Annotated in this window: 11 protein-coding genes; 4 read left to right on the top strand and 7 right to left on the bottom strand. The window is 29.0% G+C overall.

Annotation, left to right across the window (positions count from 1 at the left end; genetic code table 11):
- Window positions 1-44 precede the first annotated feature (44 nt).
- From Spiro2_RS11390 to Spiro2_RS11365, 6 genes are all read right to left on the bottom strand, one after another.
- The gene (locus tag Spiro2_RS11390; RefSeq protein ID WP_338635947.1) at window positions 45-986 is read right to left on the bottom strand and encodes a DMT family transporter; all 942 of its coding nucleotides are present in this window, start codon (window positions 984-986) and stop codon (window positions 45-47) included.
- Between the two features lie 174 nt (window positions 987-1,160).
- Window positions 1,161-2,933 carry a hypothetical protein gene (locus Spiro2_RS11385; protein WP_338635946.1) on the bottom strand — a complete coding sequence of 591 codons (1,773 nt, stop codon included), beginning with the start codon at window positions 2,931-2,933 and terminating at the stop codon, window positions 1,161-1,163.
- Between the two features lie 128 nt (window positions 2,934-3,061).
- The gene (locus Spiro2_RS11380) at window positions 3,062-3,616 is read right to left on the bottom strand and encodes a pentapeptide repeat-containing protein (protein ID WP_338635945.1); all 555 of its coding nucleotides are present in this window, start codon (window positions 3,614-3,616) and stop codon (window positions 3,062-3,064) included.
- 129 nt (window positions 3,617-3,745) lie between these two features.
- Window positions 3,746-4,750 carry a hypothetical protein gene (locus Spiro2_RS11375; protein WP_338635944.1) on the bottom strand — a complete coding sequence of 335 codons (1,005 nt, stop codon included), beginning with the start codon at window positions 4,748-4,750 and terminating at the stop codon, window positions 3,746-3,748.
- Window positions 4,751-5,098: 348 nt separating this feature from the next.
- Window positions 5,099-6,364 carry a fumarylacetoacetase gene (gene fahA / locus Spiro2_RS11370; protein ID WP_338635942.1) on the bottom strand — a complete coding sequence of 422 codons (1,266 nt, stop codon included), beginning with the start codon at window positions 6,362-6,364 and terminating at the stop codon, window positions 5,099-5,101.
- Window positions 6,365-6,376: 12 nt separating this feature from the next.
- The gene (locus tag Spiro2_RS11365; RefSeq protein ID WP_338635940.1) at window positions 6,377-7,339 is read right to left on the bottom strand and encodes a hypothetical protein; all 963 of its coding nucleotides are present in this window, start codon (window positions 7,337-7,339) and stop codon (window positions 6,377-6,379) included.
- A gap of 109 nt (window positions 7,340-7,448) precedes the next feature.
- Between Spiro2_RS11365 and Spiro2_RS11360 the strand changes: the two genes are divergently transcribed.
- Window positions 7,449-9,308, top strand: coding sequence for a cation:proton antiporter (locus Spiro2_RS11360; RefSeq protein ID WP_338637769.1), 1,860 nt, complete (start codon window positions 7,449-7,451; stop codon window positions 9,306-9,308).
- A 10-nt stretch (window positions 9,309-9,318) separates the two neighbouring features.
- Here the strand turns inward: Spiro2_RS11360 and Spiro2_RS11355 are convergent, their stop codons facing one another.
- Entirely contained in the window at window positions 9,319-10,053 is a 735-nt protein-coding gene (locus Spiro2_RS11355) for an alpha/beta fold hydrolase (protein ID WP_338635939.1), read from the bottom strand.
- Window positions 10,054-10,438: 385 nt separating this feature from the next.
- On the opposite strand from Spiro2_RS11355, the gene Spiro2_RS11350 reads away from it, so the two are divergent.
- From Spiro2_RS11350 to Spiro2_RS11340, 3 genes are read left to right on the top strand one after another with little or no spacing between them, the layout of a single operon-like run.
- Window positions 10,439-11,761, top strand: a complete 1,323-nt coding sequence (locus tag Spiro2_RS11350) for a TolC family protein (protein ID WP_338635938.1) — start codon at window positions 10,439-10,441, stop codon at window positions 11,759-11,761.
- A gap of 18 nt (window positions 11,762-11,779) precedes the next feature.
- Window positions 11,780-12,733: an efflux RND transporter periplasmic adaptor subunit gene (locus Spiro2_RS11345; protein WP_338635937.1), complete on the top strand. Its 954-nt coding sequence runs from the start codon at window positions 11,780-11,782 to the stop codon at window positions 12,731-12,733.
- Between the two features lie 29 nt (window positions 12,734-12,762).
- Window positions 12,763-15,786, top strand: a complete 3,024-nt coding sequence (locus Spiro2_RS11340; protein WP_338635936.1) for an efflux RND transporter permease subunit — start codon at window positions 12,763-12,765, stop codon at window positions 15,784-15,786.

Genomic DNA, 15,786 nt, shown 5'->3' with positions numbered 1-15,786 from the left:
TTAAATAATTTAAATTTAATCTTTTTAGTTAAAGTGTATTGAGATTATAATTTTACTTCTTTAATTTTTAACACTTTTTCATTCTGTTTTTTTGAACAAAAATAAATACCAATTAAAATAAAAATTGCACTAATAGCTTGAAAATGGTACAAATTTTCTTTTAAAATTATAACGCTTAATAACACCGAAAAAAGTGGAATAAAATGTGTAAAAACTTCTCCACGTGTTGCGCCAATTGCTTCTATGCCTTTATTCCAAAATAAATATGCAAGCCATGAGGGAAATATAATTAAGTACAATATACCAATAAAAGCATATAAACTAAAAGATGATTGAATAAAAGATAAATCAAATTGATAAAAAAATGAAATTGGAATTAAAAATACACTGGCAATAATTGCTGAAACTGTGACAAAAACGTTTCCAGAAATATTTTTATTTTTTAATCGTAAAAATGAGCAATATATAGACCAACTTAAGGCAGAACCCATAGCCCAAAAATCACCAATATTCAAATTAAAAAATTGTCTTAAATTAAAAAAATCACCTTTAATAATTAAGTAAACTACACCAAATGTACTTATTATTATCCCAAATAAAGATTTTACTGTTACAAAATCTTTAAATACTAATTTATTAATAATAATGACTAGGCATGGCGATGCTGACAAATATATTGCAGCATTAATAGGGTTAGTATATTGCAATGATATATATAAATTTAAAGGAAAAAAAACTTGACCACATAATGATAACAAGCATAAAATAGCAAATGAAGATTTTATATTTCCCCAATTTTTAATTATTTTTTTATGATAAATCAAAAATAAAAATGCTGCAGTTAAAATCCATCGTATTTGAGTTAATAAAATTGGCGATATATTTAGTACTAGAAGTTTTCCAACAATTAAATTTCCTCCCCAAAATAATGTAGATAATGTCAAAAAAGCGTAAGGTAAGGTTTGATTAAAATTAGTTGCTTTCATAGTAAAAAATCCTGAGTGAAAATTAATATAGCGAGATATAATTTACTAATTAAAATTATGATATTATGTCAATTTTATAAGATTTCCAAAAAAATAATATTTTAAAATAGCTTACCAAATATATCCTTTTAAAAAAAGAAATGGGTATAATATTAATTTTATTAAAATTTTAATTTAATATTGATTAGCGAAAGAAGATAATAAAATTTTAGATTGTTGTTCTGTAACTTTTATTCCATTCAACTTTTGGAGATTTAGAGTTAAAGCGCGAAGATAAAAACGAAGTAAACAATCGTGGGGTTGATTTAGTGTTTTAAATATTGGTTTTATAACTGTAAATTCAATTTCTTCAGAGAATACATCAATATTCTGAAAATTTATATGAAATGCAGAAATTGTTAAAAGATGATTAGCGCAAATTGTAAATAAACTATGTTCAGTTGTTCTAATAGAACCGCCAAAGCCTAAGAAATCACTGTATCTCTTATTATTAATTGCATTATTTACAAAAATATTGTGTAATATTTCGCTAAGATTTTGATAACTAATAACAGAAAATTTAAGTTTAAATAAAATATTTTCAAAATCCTTGCATCGCATTTTTCCTGTGTAGCCAATTATATTTGATTGAGCTATGTAAATTGCACAAGCTTCAAGTAGTTTTTCTACAATGCCTCGTAGTAACAAGTTATTCGCTCTTTCTGTTTTAAAAGATTGTATAAAATTATTTATTCTATCTTTTATCGAAATATAAATAATATATTTTTTAGATTTAGATTTAAATAATTCAAAGCTTTTTTTAATTTTGAATTCTTCAATTAATTTTGAATATTTTTCGTTATACCAGGCAAGAATAATATAAGGACTATTTGCAATTAAGTTTTCAGAACCTGTCCTGCTATAAACTTGATTCGATACTTGAAATAAATAGTCTATTGGTTTTTGGATTAAAAACCAAAGATCATCAGCGTAATTTGTATAATTTCCAAATGATGTTAAGCAACCCCATTCTGCATTATTATTTGTATAATTTGTTTTGTTAAATAAGTAAACATTTTTAACCCAGCAAATTCTTGTTGTAACATTATTTTTTTTGTAAGAAGCAGTATTAAAAGAAATATTTTTTGATGTTTGTGTGTATGCAATTTCAATATATATATTTAAACCTAATTTAAAAATATCTACACTACACTTAGTTGCTAACAAATGGTGATAAAATTCGTAATAAAGCACTTTGTTATTTAAGCAAGGAAGAATTGTCTCCCAGAGAGTGTAATCATGTTTAATTATTGCTGCTTTATTTGAATTGGAGTTTTTTGTATTTTGTACTGAAATGGCTAAGTTTGGTTGTGCTTGTTTATAAATATCAAATTTTTTGTAATCAATTGAGGCGTTTAAAGTCTTTAAAGTATTGCTGATATATTTCCGTTCTTTTATGTAATCTTTTTGAATTTCTGGTAATAGATCTTTATTTTTTTTACTATAATAAAAATAACGTATTGCTTGAAAGTTCTCTTTTAAGTATTTATGAATGGAGTCTTTTTCTGATACTTGAAGCGTGTCTTCTAGGTTTTCGAGGTAATTAGCAAAATAAAACTGCAATAAACCTTCTCCAATGTAACCGCCTTTTGATACGTTTATTGGTGTTTTCGCCCATATTTGTGAATAAAACTCCCAGCCTAAACAAATACGCCATTCGCTTTCACTTATGGAACGGTAAAAAAGTCTGCATTTTAATTGATTATTTAGATTAATATAATAACCAAGCGCTATCTTTTTGTGTTTAAAATATTTAAATTTATGAATAATTATAAAACGCTGCTTATTTTGACCCAGTGTTAAAATGGAATATTTATAATCCAAACATTGTAAATTTTTATTATGAAATCCAAACCATTTATAAACTTCTTGCTTTAAGCTATTAAAATCAACTATTATCGCATCCATTTAAAACCAATATTAAGGAAAATTAACCAAAAATTCAGAAAAAATAACTATATATTAATTTAGCTAAATAAAAACTATTTTTTTAAAAATATATATTAAATGTTTTTTTGGAGAAGAAATAATATCTTTTAACGACTTACTTTTGTTCCTTCGTTGATAGAACGTAAAATTTCTTCTCTAGGAATTAAATCGGTTGGTAGGGTTGCGCGGCGTACATTAGCACGATAAAGAATAGCCCCTCTTAGTTTGGTATAGTCGAGATCCGCGTCTTCAAGGTTTGCTCGAGTGAGGTTTGCCCCTTCTAAGTTGGCATTCCATAAGCTTGCATTTGCAAAATTACAGCCCTCTAAGTTTGAATCCTTAAAATTTACATAAGAAAGATTTGAGGTTTCAAAGTTACAATTTGAGAAATCAAGCTTTGCCAGATTTGCCTTACGAAAATCTAATTTAGAGAAATCGCGATTAGATTGAAGAATATCAATTGCTTCTTTGCGAGTTAATGTTTTGGGTTTTGCTTCTTCAGATTCTAGATCGTTCTTCATTTCTGGAAGATCATCATCGTCACTCTCATCATCATCACTACTATAGTCGCTATCTTCATCATCGTCGTCGTCATCAGTAAGTTTGCGAGCCATTAAACTAACTTTTCTAGGGCATGAATTTTTATTTAAAACAACCACCATTTTAGATCGCCTCCTTTATCGTGTTTCACATTCAACATTTGCCCTAAAATGCAAAAAAATCAAGAATAAAAGAGAGGAGACAAAATCTGTTCTCCTCTCTTTTATATTCAATAAACGTAGGCAAGTTGTTTAATGTACAGAATTAGGGACAACTGTAGAATTTGGGCGTCCTTGTTTTTTAGAAAAGGACATTGAATCTGAGTTTTCATTAAACTCTTCGTCAAGAAACTCTTCATCTGTCATTTCGGATTTGTCTTGAACAGAAATTCTTGCTTCAAGCGCAGCTGCTTCAAATACGCTGTTTGACGCAGTTTCAAATAAAATAGAAGAAAGACGTGAGCGAATTACAGATTTAGGTGCCCAGAATAAATCAGCAAGAGCTTTAACCATATTTACACGAGTCGAAATTTTTTGAATTTCTACAGCTAAAGCTTCTCTTGGAACAAGAAGTGCATTTGCAAAATCTACAATTTCTGCTTGAGAAAGAGTTTCGCAACGACTTGTGAATTTAAATTTTTCTCTTTCAGATAATAATACAATACGAGCTATTTCGCGTGCAATTGCTGTACGTGTATGAGCTCTAATGTCTCCTTTACGGAAGCGGATTGCATAGTGACCAGGTCTTACTCTTGAACTACGCGCAAGTTTGTCGGATACATCGCCTGGCATCAATTGAATAAATGGAAATGCAGAGATGAGTTCAGGAATATGAACAGGCACCGTTGTTACATTTGCTTTGGCAAGAATTTCTTGAGCCACTTTTTCGATTTCAAGGCTTCTATCGCGTCTTTCAATACGAACCCCAGGTTCTTCTAAAGAAAGGCGGCGTTCTTCTTCGGCATCACAAAAGTCGCACCATGCTTCATCGAGATCAACGAGGCCGTCTGCAAGATCTTGAATAATCTCTAGGTCGACGTCTAAAGCTTTTGCTAAATTTTCAAGAGATTGAACATTGCGAATCGCTTTTTTGCCGCGTTTCCAGTGGCTTGTGTCGCTTGGATTATAATTTAGAATTGAACCAAGGTCTTGGTCATGAACTTTCTCATTTGGCTGTCTTAATTCTAGAACACGAAAGCAAAAACGAAAGAGTTGAACAGACTGAGGAAATCTAACTGCTTCTTGTAACTTGCGCATAAAACTTTCCTTTCTAAACGAAAATTAAATAAGTCCACAAATGTTGAAATGAACTAAAAAAATAAAGGCACTACACGAAATCAAGTTGTCAGATATTGAAAACTGACTAATCCCTATATGCTGATTACCCTTGAAAGAAAGAAACTACCAGTCTCTATGTGTTTCGTCAAAATTTAAGACATTTTTTTAAGAATGATAAAGTATTAATTTTGTGGGGAAAAACAATCAATCTGTGAATTTATGTTATATTTATAAGGAATTAAAAATATAACAAGGTCTCTAGAAAAAATAATTGTCTTACAAAAAGACAATGAAAAGGTCGGAACAATACTGGATGGTTTGCTTCTTCTAATCAGAAAGTATCGTTCCATATAGACTACCAAAACCAACTCTAAAATTGTCGTTTTGTGCAAACCCCTTAAAGACTATTGTATCGCCATCATGCAAAAAAGTTCTCATTGTGCCGTCTGAGAGAAAAATAGGTTGGGTACCTTTCCAAGCGATTTCTAACATAGATCCAAAAGATTCGCGTGTTGGGCCGCTAATTGTACCGCTGGCATATAAATCTCCGACCCGGATTGGCGTGCCATTTGACGTCATGTGAGCTAATTGTTGAAATAAATTCCAATACATATGCTTGTAATTGGATGTAACGAGTAACATCGGTGATGTCATATTTTTAGATTGAAGATAAACCTCGAGAGTTATGTCATAGAGTCCATTTTTACTACATTTTAGATATTCTAGCTCTGAATTCTCTTTTTTTAGGGGAGGAAGAGCAAAAGGTTCTAGTGCATCAAGGGTGACAACCCAGGGAGACATGGAGCTTGCAAAGCTTTTGCCTAAAAAGGGACCAAGTGGGACATATTCCCATCTTTGAATGTCTCTGGCTGACCAATCATTAAAGAGTGTTAATCCAAATATTGCGTCTTTGGCATTGTTGGGAGTGATGGTGTCTCCAATTGAAGTGTTTTTACTAGTAATAAATGCCATTTCGAGTTCGAAATCGAGCTGCTGTGATGCGCCAAAACTGGGAGTCGTTGAATTTGGCGCACATAACTGTCCACGAGGGCGAGGAAAATTAGTGCCGCTGACTATAATAGAGCCACTTCTTCCGTGGTAACCAATAGGTATGTGTTTCCAGTTCGGAAGAAGCGGGTTGTTTTCATCTCTAAACATTTTTCCTACGTTTGTGGCGTGATCAAGGCTTGAGTAGAAATCAACATAATCTTTAACATCAATAGGAAGAAGCATTTTTTGGGTTTGTGAATTTAGGAGAATTTTATTTAAATGGTCTGGGCGATTTTTTAAGAGGGAGCTCGGGTCAGAAAATATTTTTTGAATTTCCTTTCTAACCGCAAAGCATGTTTGGTTGCCTAGTTCTAAAAAATCATTTAATTTGTTTTTTTCAAAAATATTTTTATTTAAATTTGAAATATTATCGAGATAACCATATTGATGTAGTATGTTTAAATCTATTATATAGTCGCCAAGAGCTGCTCCGCAGCGCGCTGTTTTAGAATTATTGTCAGAATAAAAAACTCCAAAAGGAATATTATAAATTGAAAAATCATGAATATTTGGAATATCTAACCAGGTATTTAATTCTTGCATTTCATGGATCCTTTATTTAATAAAGTTATTTTTTTCAAGATGTTCAATTGGTTCTATAAAACTACACGTGCCAAAGCTTTTAATGTAATTTTGTCTTAGATAAAGTATTTTTTCATTTTCTAAAAAGTAATTATTTACAAAAAACCCTTTTTCAGTAAACCTAAAATTTTTATATGTGCATTCAAGAAGTAATTTCTCCATGATGCTTACACTTAAATTTTGAGCGTAGCAAAGCAGCATACATGAAAAAACATTTAAAAATCCATGTAATGTTGTTCCTACATGGTTATTAAAATTTGGAACAGGGACATGAAGACCTGCTGTTGCTTTTAAGGGTGTTTTGCTTGCAGCATAAGTTGAAATAGCATTAGCAATTTCGAAAGAAGAAGGTATTTGCTCTGAAGAGATACCTCCAGTTCTTATTTTTATAGAAATTTTTTGGTTAAATTTATTCCCATAATTATTTAGAATATTTACTATGGATTCAATGTCTTCTGTTAAGGGAATTTCTATAAAAACTTCAGCTTTGAGCTGAGCTTTGTCTATAAGACTATATATGTTCGTTAATATATAATTTAATCCATCATATTTTTTTGAGTAAAAAATTTCTTTCGGTGGTAAAAACTCAAAAGATTTTATTTCAATATTTTTAGAATAATGATTTAATAAATTAAGTAAGACAGTAAAGTCTAAGCTTAAAGTTTTTGAGTATTCAGAAATAGTTTCACAACTTGAGAGAATTATGGAAAATTCAGTTTTTTTATTAAGTGTTAAAAAAGAATTTTGTTTGTTTAAAATTAAAATTGTATCGTTAATTTTGTTAGCGGGTAAGATAAATTTACCTAGCCATTTTTTTTGTTTATGTTCATGGTATAAAACAAAATTTTCTAATGACTCCTCTAACGATAAAAGAGCAGGAGGAAATAAACCAGCATAGTCTAATAGCTCATGCATAAATATGTTTAAGCTTTGCATATAAAATCCTTATATTAAATGTGCACAAAAGCTTATTTTTAATTTTTATTTTATGTTTTTTCGTTAACGTATTCTTGATATCATTTTTATTTTCTGAGGTTGATTTTTGATGCATAATATCTTTATCCAAGATCTTTCTGCCATGCTCTTAACAGGGGGAGCGTTTGGCTGGATTTTTAAGAAATTTCTTAAACTACCTTTGTTGCTTGGTTATATTTTTGCAGGTGTCCTCCTTTCTTTGCCAATATCTTATACACCTTACGTTGTTAGTAAAGAATCTGCCAATACTTTAGCTGAGATTGGTGTGTTACTATTGATGTTTTCAATGGGGTTGCATTTTGGGGTTCGCAAAGTGAAATCCTTGGGCAGCACGCCCATTATCGTTGGTCTCACCCAAGCAATGCTGATGTGGTTTGTTGGAACGCAGGTTGTTCAGCTGATTGGAATTACAGGGCATGAAGCATTATTTATTGGGGCTGTGATATCGACTGCATCAACAGCAGTTATTGTAAAAATTTTAGAAGACCATCAGCTTAAAAGCGCTCGTTTTGCAGAAAAATTGATGGGTGTACTGTTGGTTGAAGATTCTTTAGCAATTTTTATGATTATTTGGTTATCAACAACAGTAACAGGCGGTAACATACAATTAATTGAGTTAGTGCCTATTTTTATTTGTAGTATTTTGTTGTGGTGGCTTCTCGGAACGCTTTTATTACCAAGAATTATTCATTCTGCATTCATTGTTGGTAAAGAAGAATTATTATTAATTTTAAGCATTGGTTTAGCGTTAGGCCTAGCTTATATATCTGCTTCTTGGAATTTTTCTTCAGCTTTAGGCGCATTTATTATGGGTTCAATTTTGTCTGAATGTCGAGAACTTAGAAAAATTGAAACATTAATTGAACCTGTTAAAAATTTGTTTGCTTTAGTATTTTTTGTATCAATAGGTTTTTTATTTAATCCCCATATTATTATTGAAAAATGGCAACTGATCTTTGCTCTAGTATGCTCAATAATTTTTGGAAAATTTATTTTTAATTTACTTTTTAATCTCATTGCAGGCCAAGGTGTTAAAGATTCAATTAGAATTAGTGGTTGTATGGGGCAAATTGGTGAATTGTCTTTTGTGGTTGCTCAAGTTGGAGTGAGTTTAGGCGCAATCGATAATAAAAACTTTTCTGCTATTGTAGCAACAGCTATCATTACAATATTAATAACACCTTTTGTAGCAACAGCTTCTCTTTCTTTTGCAGATAAAGCAGAAAATATTATTCCAAAAAATGTTTGTAAGCTAATTGACTCGTATTCTCAAGCTGTCATTGGTTTTTCATTAGAAAATAAAATGGCTCCATTTTATGAAAAATTTTCATTAATTAATGGTATTCGTTATTTAGTAGAAAATACAAAATCACGTTTGAAAAAAAATTATATGCTGATGACCTCTCGAAATATAACAGCAACTCTTGATCGTTTGGCTCCATGGGATGAGTATCTTGTACCTGTTAACGTAGGCTCTGATACAAAAATAACAGGAAAAAATTTAATGGAATTAAAACTTCGAGAAAAGTTTAATGTAAATATTGTTGCTATTACTCGTGATGAAAGAACAATTGTTTCTCCAGTAGCAAATGAAATTATAATGTCAAATGATACATTGCTAGTTTATGGTAATGAAAAATCGATTGCTGATTTAGAGAATTTCTGTACCGAAAAAATAAGTTCAGAAAATGATCTAACAATTGATCAATGCATCCTTGCAGGAATAAAGCTTCATGCAAACCACCGATTTGTGGGTAAAACAATTTTAGAATTAGGAATCAGAGTTAACTATAATTGTATTGTTTTAGCAGTTAACCGTAATAATCAAAGAATTAAAAATCCTATTTCAAGTTTTACTTTTCAAAAAGATGATGAATTATTTATTTTTGGAACAAGAATTTCTTTAGAAAAAATAAAAGTACTAGAATAAAAAAATATCATTAAATTTTATTAATAAAATTTAATGATATTTTAACAAATTCTGCTTGATTTTCCCATGGTGATCTGTGGCCACTATCTAAAATAGTTTTTGCTTCAATTTTTTTATTAATATCTTTCATTTCATATAAAATTTTTATAAATTTTATATCATTTTCTCCAGCAAGCCATAAAATTGGAATATCTAAATTTTTAATTTTTTCTCGTAAATTTTCCTGCTTACCTAGAGAGAATTCATTTAAAATATTAGCAATCTCAATTTTGTTAAAATTATTTTCTGCACGGTTAAAATTAATTTTTGAATTTAAAAATATATCTTGAGAATTCCATAAATGTAATACCAATTCCCATTTTTCAGTTAAAAAACGGTGCGACCATAATTTATCATTTAAAATTCTTGCTTGCTTATCTGAGTTATTTAAGAGTCCTGGATTGGCAGATATTATAATTGCCGCATCCCATTTTTTACTTTCAATTAACGCGTGTAATGCAAGTCTTCCTCCAAGAGAATAACCTATTAAAATATTTTTTTGATTAGTAGCATTTTTATGCAAAACTGTTGCATTAAAGTTATTTGCCCAAGAATAAAAGCATCTTTTTTTTTGATTGTTTTCATGTTTACCTAAGTAATCATAAATATTATGAAATTTACAATCGTGTTCTTTAAAATCTTTTGCAAAGCAGTGCCAATCAGAGGCAAGACCAAGAAATCCATGAAGAAAATGAAGATTCGTCATTGTTAATGCTCCAGTTATTTTTATTAAACAACGTATTTCTAATGCTAAAGCAAGCCATTGTCCAACTTGATGGTGTGCATCTCAAAAAGGAATCCTTGCAAAAGAATTTAAAAGGTCGAAGGTTTGATATTCCTCAAGAGCTTTACTTATGGCTGATAATTGGTAATTAATTTTAATTTTTAATAAAAAATGGTAAGTTATTTTATAATAAAAGGATTAAATATCTTTTTAAATTGTTGACAAAGTATCTATAAAATTATATTGCGTAATTTGTATTTGTTGTTTTTAATTATAGTATCTAAAATTAGATTACTTTTTTAACAAATTATAAATATTCTTATATCGTTAATTTATTTTATTAATAAAAATAAAAAATGGATAATTTATGATGAATTTTAAAAAAATATTTATTTTTCTTTTGGTATTTCATAAGCAATTGTTAGCTCAAGACATACAGTCAGCAACTTTACCTAGTGCTGTTCTAACCTTATCTGAGTCTATGGACATTGCAGAAAAAAACTCAACGGAATTAAAACAATCACAGCAAAGCGTAGATTATTACCAAAATGTCCATTTTTTAAACTATTTTAACATGCTTCCTTCGGTAATGGCGAGCGCTAAATACACTTGGACTCCACAAAGTCCTTCGAATATCAATATGAATCAACTGCAAAACGCAAATTTACTCAACGTTACTGTAACTCAGCCTGTTACAGGTATTTTACAGTCCAGTTATAAATTAGGGCAGCTTACCTCCCAAACTGAGGCGGCAAAACAAGATTTTACTGCCACAAAAATAACCGCTCGAGTATCTGGCGCAATTGCATTTATAAAAGCCTACCAAGATTTACAAAATATTGAGATAAAAAAATTTGATTTAGACAACGCTAACCAACAATATCAAGAAACAAAAACTTTGTTTGAAAGCGGTGATGAAAATAAAACAAAAATAGATCTCTTGCAAATGCAAGCAAAGCTTTTAAATGCAGAAAGCGATTTTGAAACTGCAAAAAATCATTATTTAAATAGCCTTGCGAACTTAAAAAATATATTAAAAATTGATAACAAATTAAATATTGAGTTAAAAGAAGATAATTTTTTAAATATTGAGCAACAAAAAATTCCTGAATTAAGTTTCTTAATTGAAAAATCTCTTAATTTAAGAGGCGAAATAAAAAGCTTAAATTATAACATTAAAGCAAAAAATGATTCTATCAATCAAAGTATGTTTGATTTTTTTCCTAAACTTGATGCATTTATAAATTATCAAAAAAGTTTTTCTTCATCTTCAAATTCTGATTTATCGACGTCTAATCCATTAAGCTTTGGTTTAAATTTTAATTGGCATATTTGGGATGGAGCAATAACGGTCGAAAATAAAATGACAAAAGTTTACGAATTGAATAAGTTAAAAACAGAAATGGATTCTAAAAAATATGCAATTATTTCGTCTGTAACTGAGTCTTACCAAAACTTAATAGCAGCAATTCAAGTTTTTCCAAAAATAAAGCTTGCAGCAAACACATTAGAAGAAGCATTTAAGCTTTCTAAAATAAAATATAAAACCGGAAATTTAAGTGCATCAGAATTGTTAAATGTACAAAATTCTTATGTTAGTGCTAAGTTAAATCTTGCAAAATTGCGTAGTGATATTGATTTATCATGGATAAAACTACAAGGTGAAGTTGGTAATATCCCTAAATACTAAAAAATTGAGGTTAATTATATGAAAAAAAATTTAAATAGTAAATTTTTATTATATGTTGTTCTTTTACCATTCTTCTTAATGTCTTGTACTAAAAAAAATGAAAAAGCGTCTTTGCCAAATACTTCTGATACAAAATTAACAAACAATAATATTGAAAAAAATGAAATTGATAATACAAAACAAGAATTAAGTTCTGTTGACTTAAATATTAAGAATGAGCAAGATAAAATTACAAATCAAGAATCAAGTGTAAATGATTCAAGCAATAAAAAAATTTCTAACCCTAGAATTCCTGCAACACTTATTCCAGAAAATCAAAGCTCTCTTGGTTTTTTAACTTCTGGATCCTTAAAATTTACATATGTTAGGCCTGGGGATGAAGTGAAGCAAGGACAATTGCTTGCTTCACTTGAAGATAAGCAAGCTGAATTAGATGTTAATACAGCAAAAATTGAAGTAGAAAAACGAAAAATGGCAATAGCACAGCAAGAAAAAGTTGTGAACCGAATTGAAATGCAATTTAAAAATGGAATAGTCAATCAGGCTACTTTAGAAAAAGAAAAAGATACATTAATTTTAAATAGTTTAGAATTAAAAACTGCCTTAGAAAATTTAAAAGGTAAAGAGTATATATTAAATTCTACTAAATTATTAGCTCCATACAATGGAGTTATTACACAATTATATAAATATAAAGGAGATTATTTAAATATTGGAGTTCCAGTATTTCAAATTACTCAAATAAAAAACTATAAGCTTTCTGCAAAAATTCCTATTACTTATTATGATAAATTTAAAACAGGAATGAAAATAGAAATCAATAACCCAATTACTGGAAAATCAGGGTTTGCTTTTGTTGATAAAGTTGTTCCTGTTATTGATCCATCTTTAAGAACATTTGATATTTATGCAAAAATTGATGGTTTTAATGACAATTTATCTCCAGGCTCATTTTTGGAAATTATATTATAAATATTTAGCATAATCTTAAGAGAGTTTTTATGTATTTAGCAAAAGTTTCTATTAAACGACCATATTTTATTTCAATGATTAATTTATTAATTTTAATATTTGGATTAGTGAGTTTTCCAAAGCTACCAGTGCAAGAAAATCCGAATGTTGAATTGCCTTTTGTAAGTATCAGTGTTCGTTATCCCGGAGTAAATCCTAAAACCGCCGAAGATTTATTACTAAAACCTTTAGAAAATGAATTAAAAGGAGTGTCTGGGTTAAAAGAAATGCGGGGTTCTGCTTACCAAGATGGTGCGAGAGTTTTTTTAAAATTTAGCTTAAATATAAAAATTGATAATGCTGTTTCTGATGTCCGTGATAAATTAAATGCTATCCGTTTTCCTTCTGGGGTAGAAACTCCAATAATAAGAAAAATTAATGATGATGATAATAGTATAATGTCATTAAGTGTTACTTCAGATACTCTCTCTTTTAAAGAATTGTCAGATTTTGTTAATAATGATTTACAAGCGCATCTTCAAACTATTGATGGTGTAGGTGATGTTTCTGTTTATGGTGATCAAACAAAAGAAATTCAAATTCAATTAAATCCATCTATTATTCATGCAATGAAAATATCACCTACTGAAATTGAACAAAATATTAAAAATCAAATATTAAATGAACCTTCTGGTGTATTGAGAGGAAATGAAAAAAATGTAGGAATATCGACTTATAGTATTCCTACACAAATAGACTCTGTTGCAAAGTTACCTTTAAATTTAAAAAATAACACAATTATTCGCTTAGAAGATATAGCAAAAATTAAAGATACGTATGCAGATCCTGTTACATATAGTGAGTTAAATGGTAAAAAAACTATTTCTTTAGATGTTTTTAAAAAATCACAAGGAAATGTTGTTAATATTAGTAAAAATGTAAAAAAAATGATTAACAAATACAATATTGATAATAATAAAAATATTGAAATCGTAATTGTTAATGATAATTCAAACTTTATTTCAGAAGTCGTTCGCTCTCGTATTTTTGAATTGATATTGGCAATAATATTTGCGGTAGCTGTTGTTTATGTTTTTTTGCATAATTGGAGAAATACTTTAATTTGTGCAGTTGCAATTCCTGTTTCGTTGATAGGGACATTTTTTGTCGCGAATTATTTAAATTTTTCCATTAATTATTTGACTTTAGTTGCTTTAACGTTATCGGTTGGTATTTTAGTTGATGATGCTATTGTTGTGATAGAAAATATTCACAGACATTTATTAATGGGAAAAAAGCCGCTTAAAGCGGCTGCAGATGGGGCAAGCGAAATTGGATTTGCAGCAATAGCAGTTACACTTGCAATTGTTGCAGTTTTTATTCCAGTTGCTTTTATGGATGGAGTGTTTGGGCGATATTTTTATGAATTTGGCGTAACGGTTGCAACTGCGGTTTTGATTTCTTTATTGGTAGCTTTAACTTTAGTTCCAATGTTAAGTAGCAAATTTTTGAAAGAAAATATTGAAAATAGCTCTAATAAAAATCCTTTTGAAATTAAGTTTAATTCAAAACTAGATCAGGTTCAAATTGTCTATAAAAATTTATTACAAAAAGTATTAAAATATAAAAAATCTTCAGTATTTTTAGGTTTTATAATATTTATATTAAGTATAGTATTGCTTAATTTTGTTCCAAAAAATTTTGTTCCAGAAGAAAATAATAATGTAGCACATTTTAATTTTTATTTAGAAAAAGGGACTAACTTAAATTCTTCAATTGCTAGGGGGCAAGAGCTAGATAAATATATTAGAAAACTTTCTGGTGTTGAAAATGTAGTTATGAATGTTGGTTCAGGAAAAAATAGTTCTTTTAGTAACATTCAATATATAATTACGCTTGTAGAATCTGGTAAAAGAAATTTTTCAAAAAATGAATTTATTAGTTTTTTGCAAAATGATGCAAAAAAATTTCTTCGATCTGATAAAGAAAAATTTATGATGAATGATGGATATCCACCTATACAAGTAAATTTGTTTTCAATGAATACAGAGTTAATTAATGAATATTCAAAAAAAGTTATTGAATATATGCATACTTTGCCAAAAATCTCTGGAATAAAAAGTTCATTAGAAGATCCAATTCAAGAATTGAGAGTAGTACCAGATCTTTTAAAGGCAGCATCATTAAACGTTGATCCAAAAGAAATTTTTAATGTATTAAAATTACTTTACGGTGGTGTAAAAGTAGGGAATTTTTATGCTGATGGCAAATTTTATGAAATTAAAATTATGCTACCTTTATTGCAAAATCAAACTTTGTCCGATTTAAATGGGGTTTTAATTCCGACTAAAGACGGTTCTTCTGTTTTGTTATCAAGTGTAGCATCTATTGAAAATATTTACTCTGATGCTGTAATTAGTCACTTAAATGGTAATAATATGATGAGAATTACTGCAAATTATTTAGGTTCTGATTTAAATAAGGTTACAATGCAAATTCAAGAGTTTGTAAATTCTACAAAACCATTTAATATTTCAAATAATTTTAGCGGTAATGCAGAAAGTTTACAAGAGTTAATTTCAACGGTTGCTTATACTTTATTATTGTCTTGTATTTTTATTTTTATGGTACTCGCTGCTCAATTTGAAAGCTTTAAAGCTCCTTTATCGATTATGTTGAGTATTCCTTTTGCATTTTCTGGTTCGTTTATTGGGTTATTAATAACAAGGCAGCCTTTAACAATTTACTCTATGATAGGAATTATTATGTTGATGGGTCTTGTAACCAAAAATGCAATTTTACTTATAGAGTTTACGCAGCAAAAAATTACGCAAGGTAATGATGTTGTCAGTTCTCTTTTAGAAGCTACTCAGGTTCGATTTCGTCCTATTATGATGACAACTCTTACAATGATTGCCGGAATGATTCCTATGTTATTTAGTAAAGAAGCAGGAAGTGTTAGTATGGGAGTTACTGTTATTGGCGGATTAATTTCATCAACTTTGCTAACTTTATTTATTGTGCCTTGTGCATACTGTATTTTAAATAGAATAAAATTAAAAAGTAATTATTAA

It is taken from the genome of Spirobacillus cienkowskii (genome assembly GCF_037081835.1).
Classification (GTDB): Bacteria; Bdellovibrionota_B; Oligoflexia; order Silvanigrellales; family Silvanigrellaceae; genus Silvanigrella; species Silvanigrella cienkowskii.
This window is presented reverse-complemented; position numbering and strand designations above follow the sequence as displayed.

Coding starts and splice junctions, on each gene's coding strand:
- Spiro2_RS11380 (WP_338635945.1), bottom strand. CDS start 3,616: ATGGTGGTTGTTTTAAATAAAAATTCATGCCCTAGAAAAGTTAGTTTA.
- Spiro2_RS11385 (WP_338635946.1), bottom strand. CDS start 2,933: ATGGATGCGATAATAGTTGATTTTAATAGCTTAAAGCAAGAAGTTTAT.
- Spiro2_RS11345 (WP_338635937.1), top strand. CDS start 11,780: ATGAAAAAAAATTTAAATAGTAAATTTTTATTATATGTTGTTCTTTTA.
- fahA (WP_338635942.1), bottom strand. CDS start 6,364: ATGCAAGAATTAAATACCTGGTTAGATATTCCAAATATTCATGATTTT.
- Spiro2_RS11355 (WP_338635939.1), bottom strand. CDS start 10,053: ATGACGAATCTTCATTTTCTTCATGGATTTCTTGGTCTTGCCTCTGAT.
- Spiro2_RS11350 (WP_338635938.1), top strand. CDS start 10,439: ATGATGAATTTTAAAAAAATATTTATTTTTCTTTTGGTATTTCATAAG.
- Spiro2_RS11340 (WP_338635936.1), top strand. CDS start 12,763: ATGTATTTAGCAAAAGTTTCTATTAAACGACCATATTTTATTTCAATG.
- Spiro2_RS11390 (WP_338635947.1), bottom strand. CDS start 986: ATGAAAGCAACTAATTTTAATCAAACCTTACCTTACGCTTTTTTGACA.
- Spiro2_RS11360 (WP_338637769.1), top strand. CDS start 7,449: ATGCATAATATCTTTATCCAAGATCTTTCTGCCATGCTCTTAACAGGG.
- Spiro2_RS11365 (WP_338635940.1), bottom strand. CDS start 7,339: ATGCAAAGCTTAAACATATTTATGCATGAGCTATTAGACTATGCTGGT.
- Spiro2_RS11375 (WP_338635944.1), bottom strand. CDS start 4,750: ATGCGCAAGTTACAAGAAGCAGTTAGATTTCCTCAGTCTGTTCAACTC.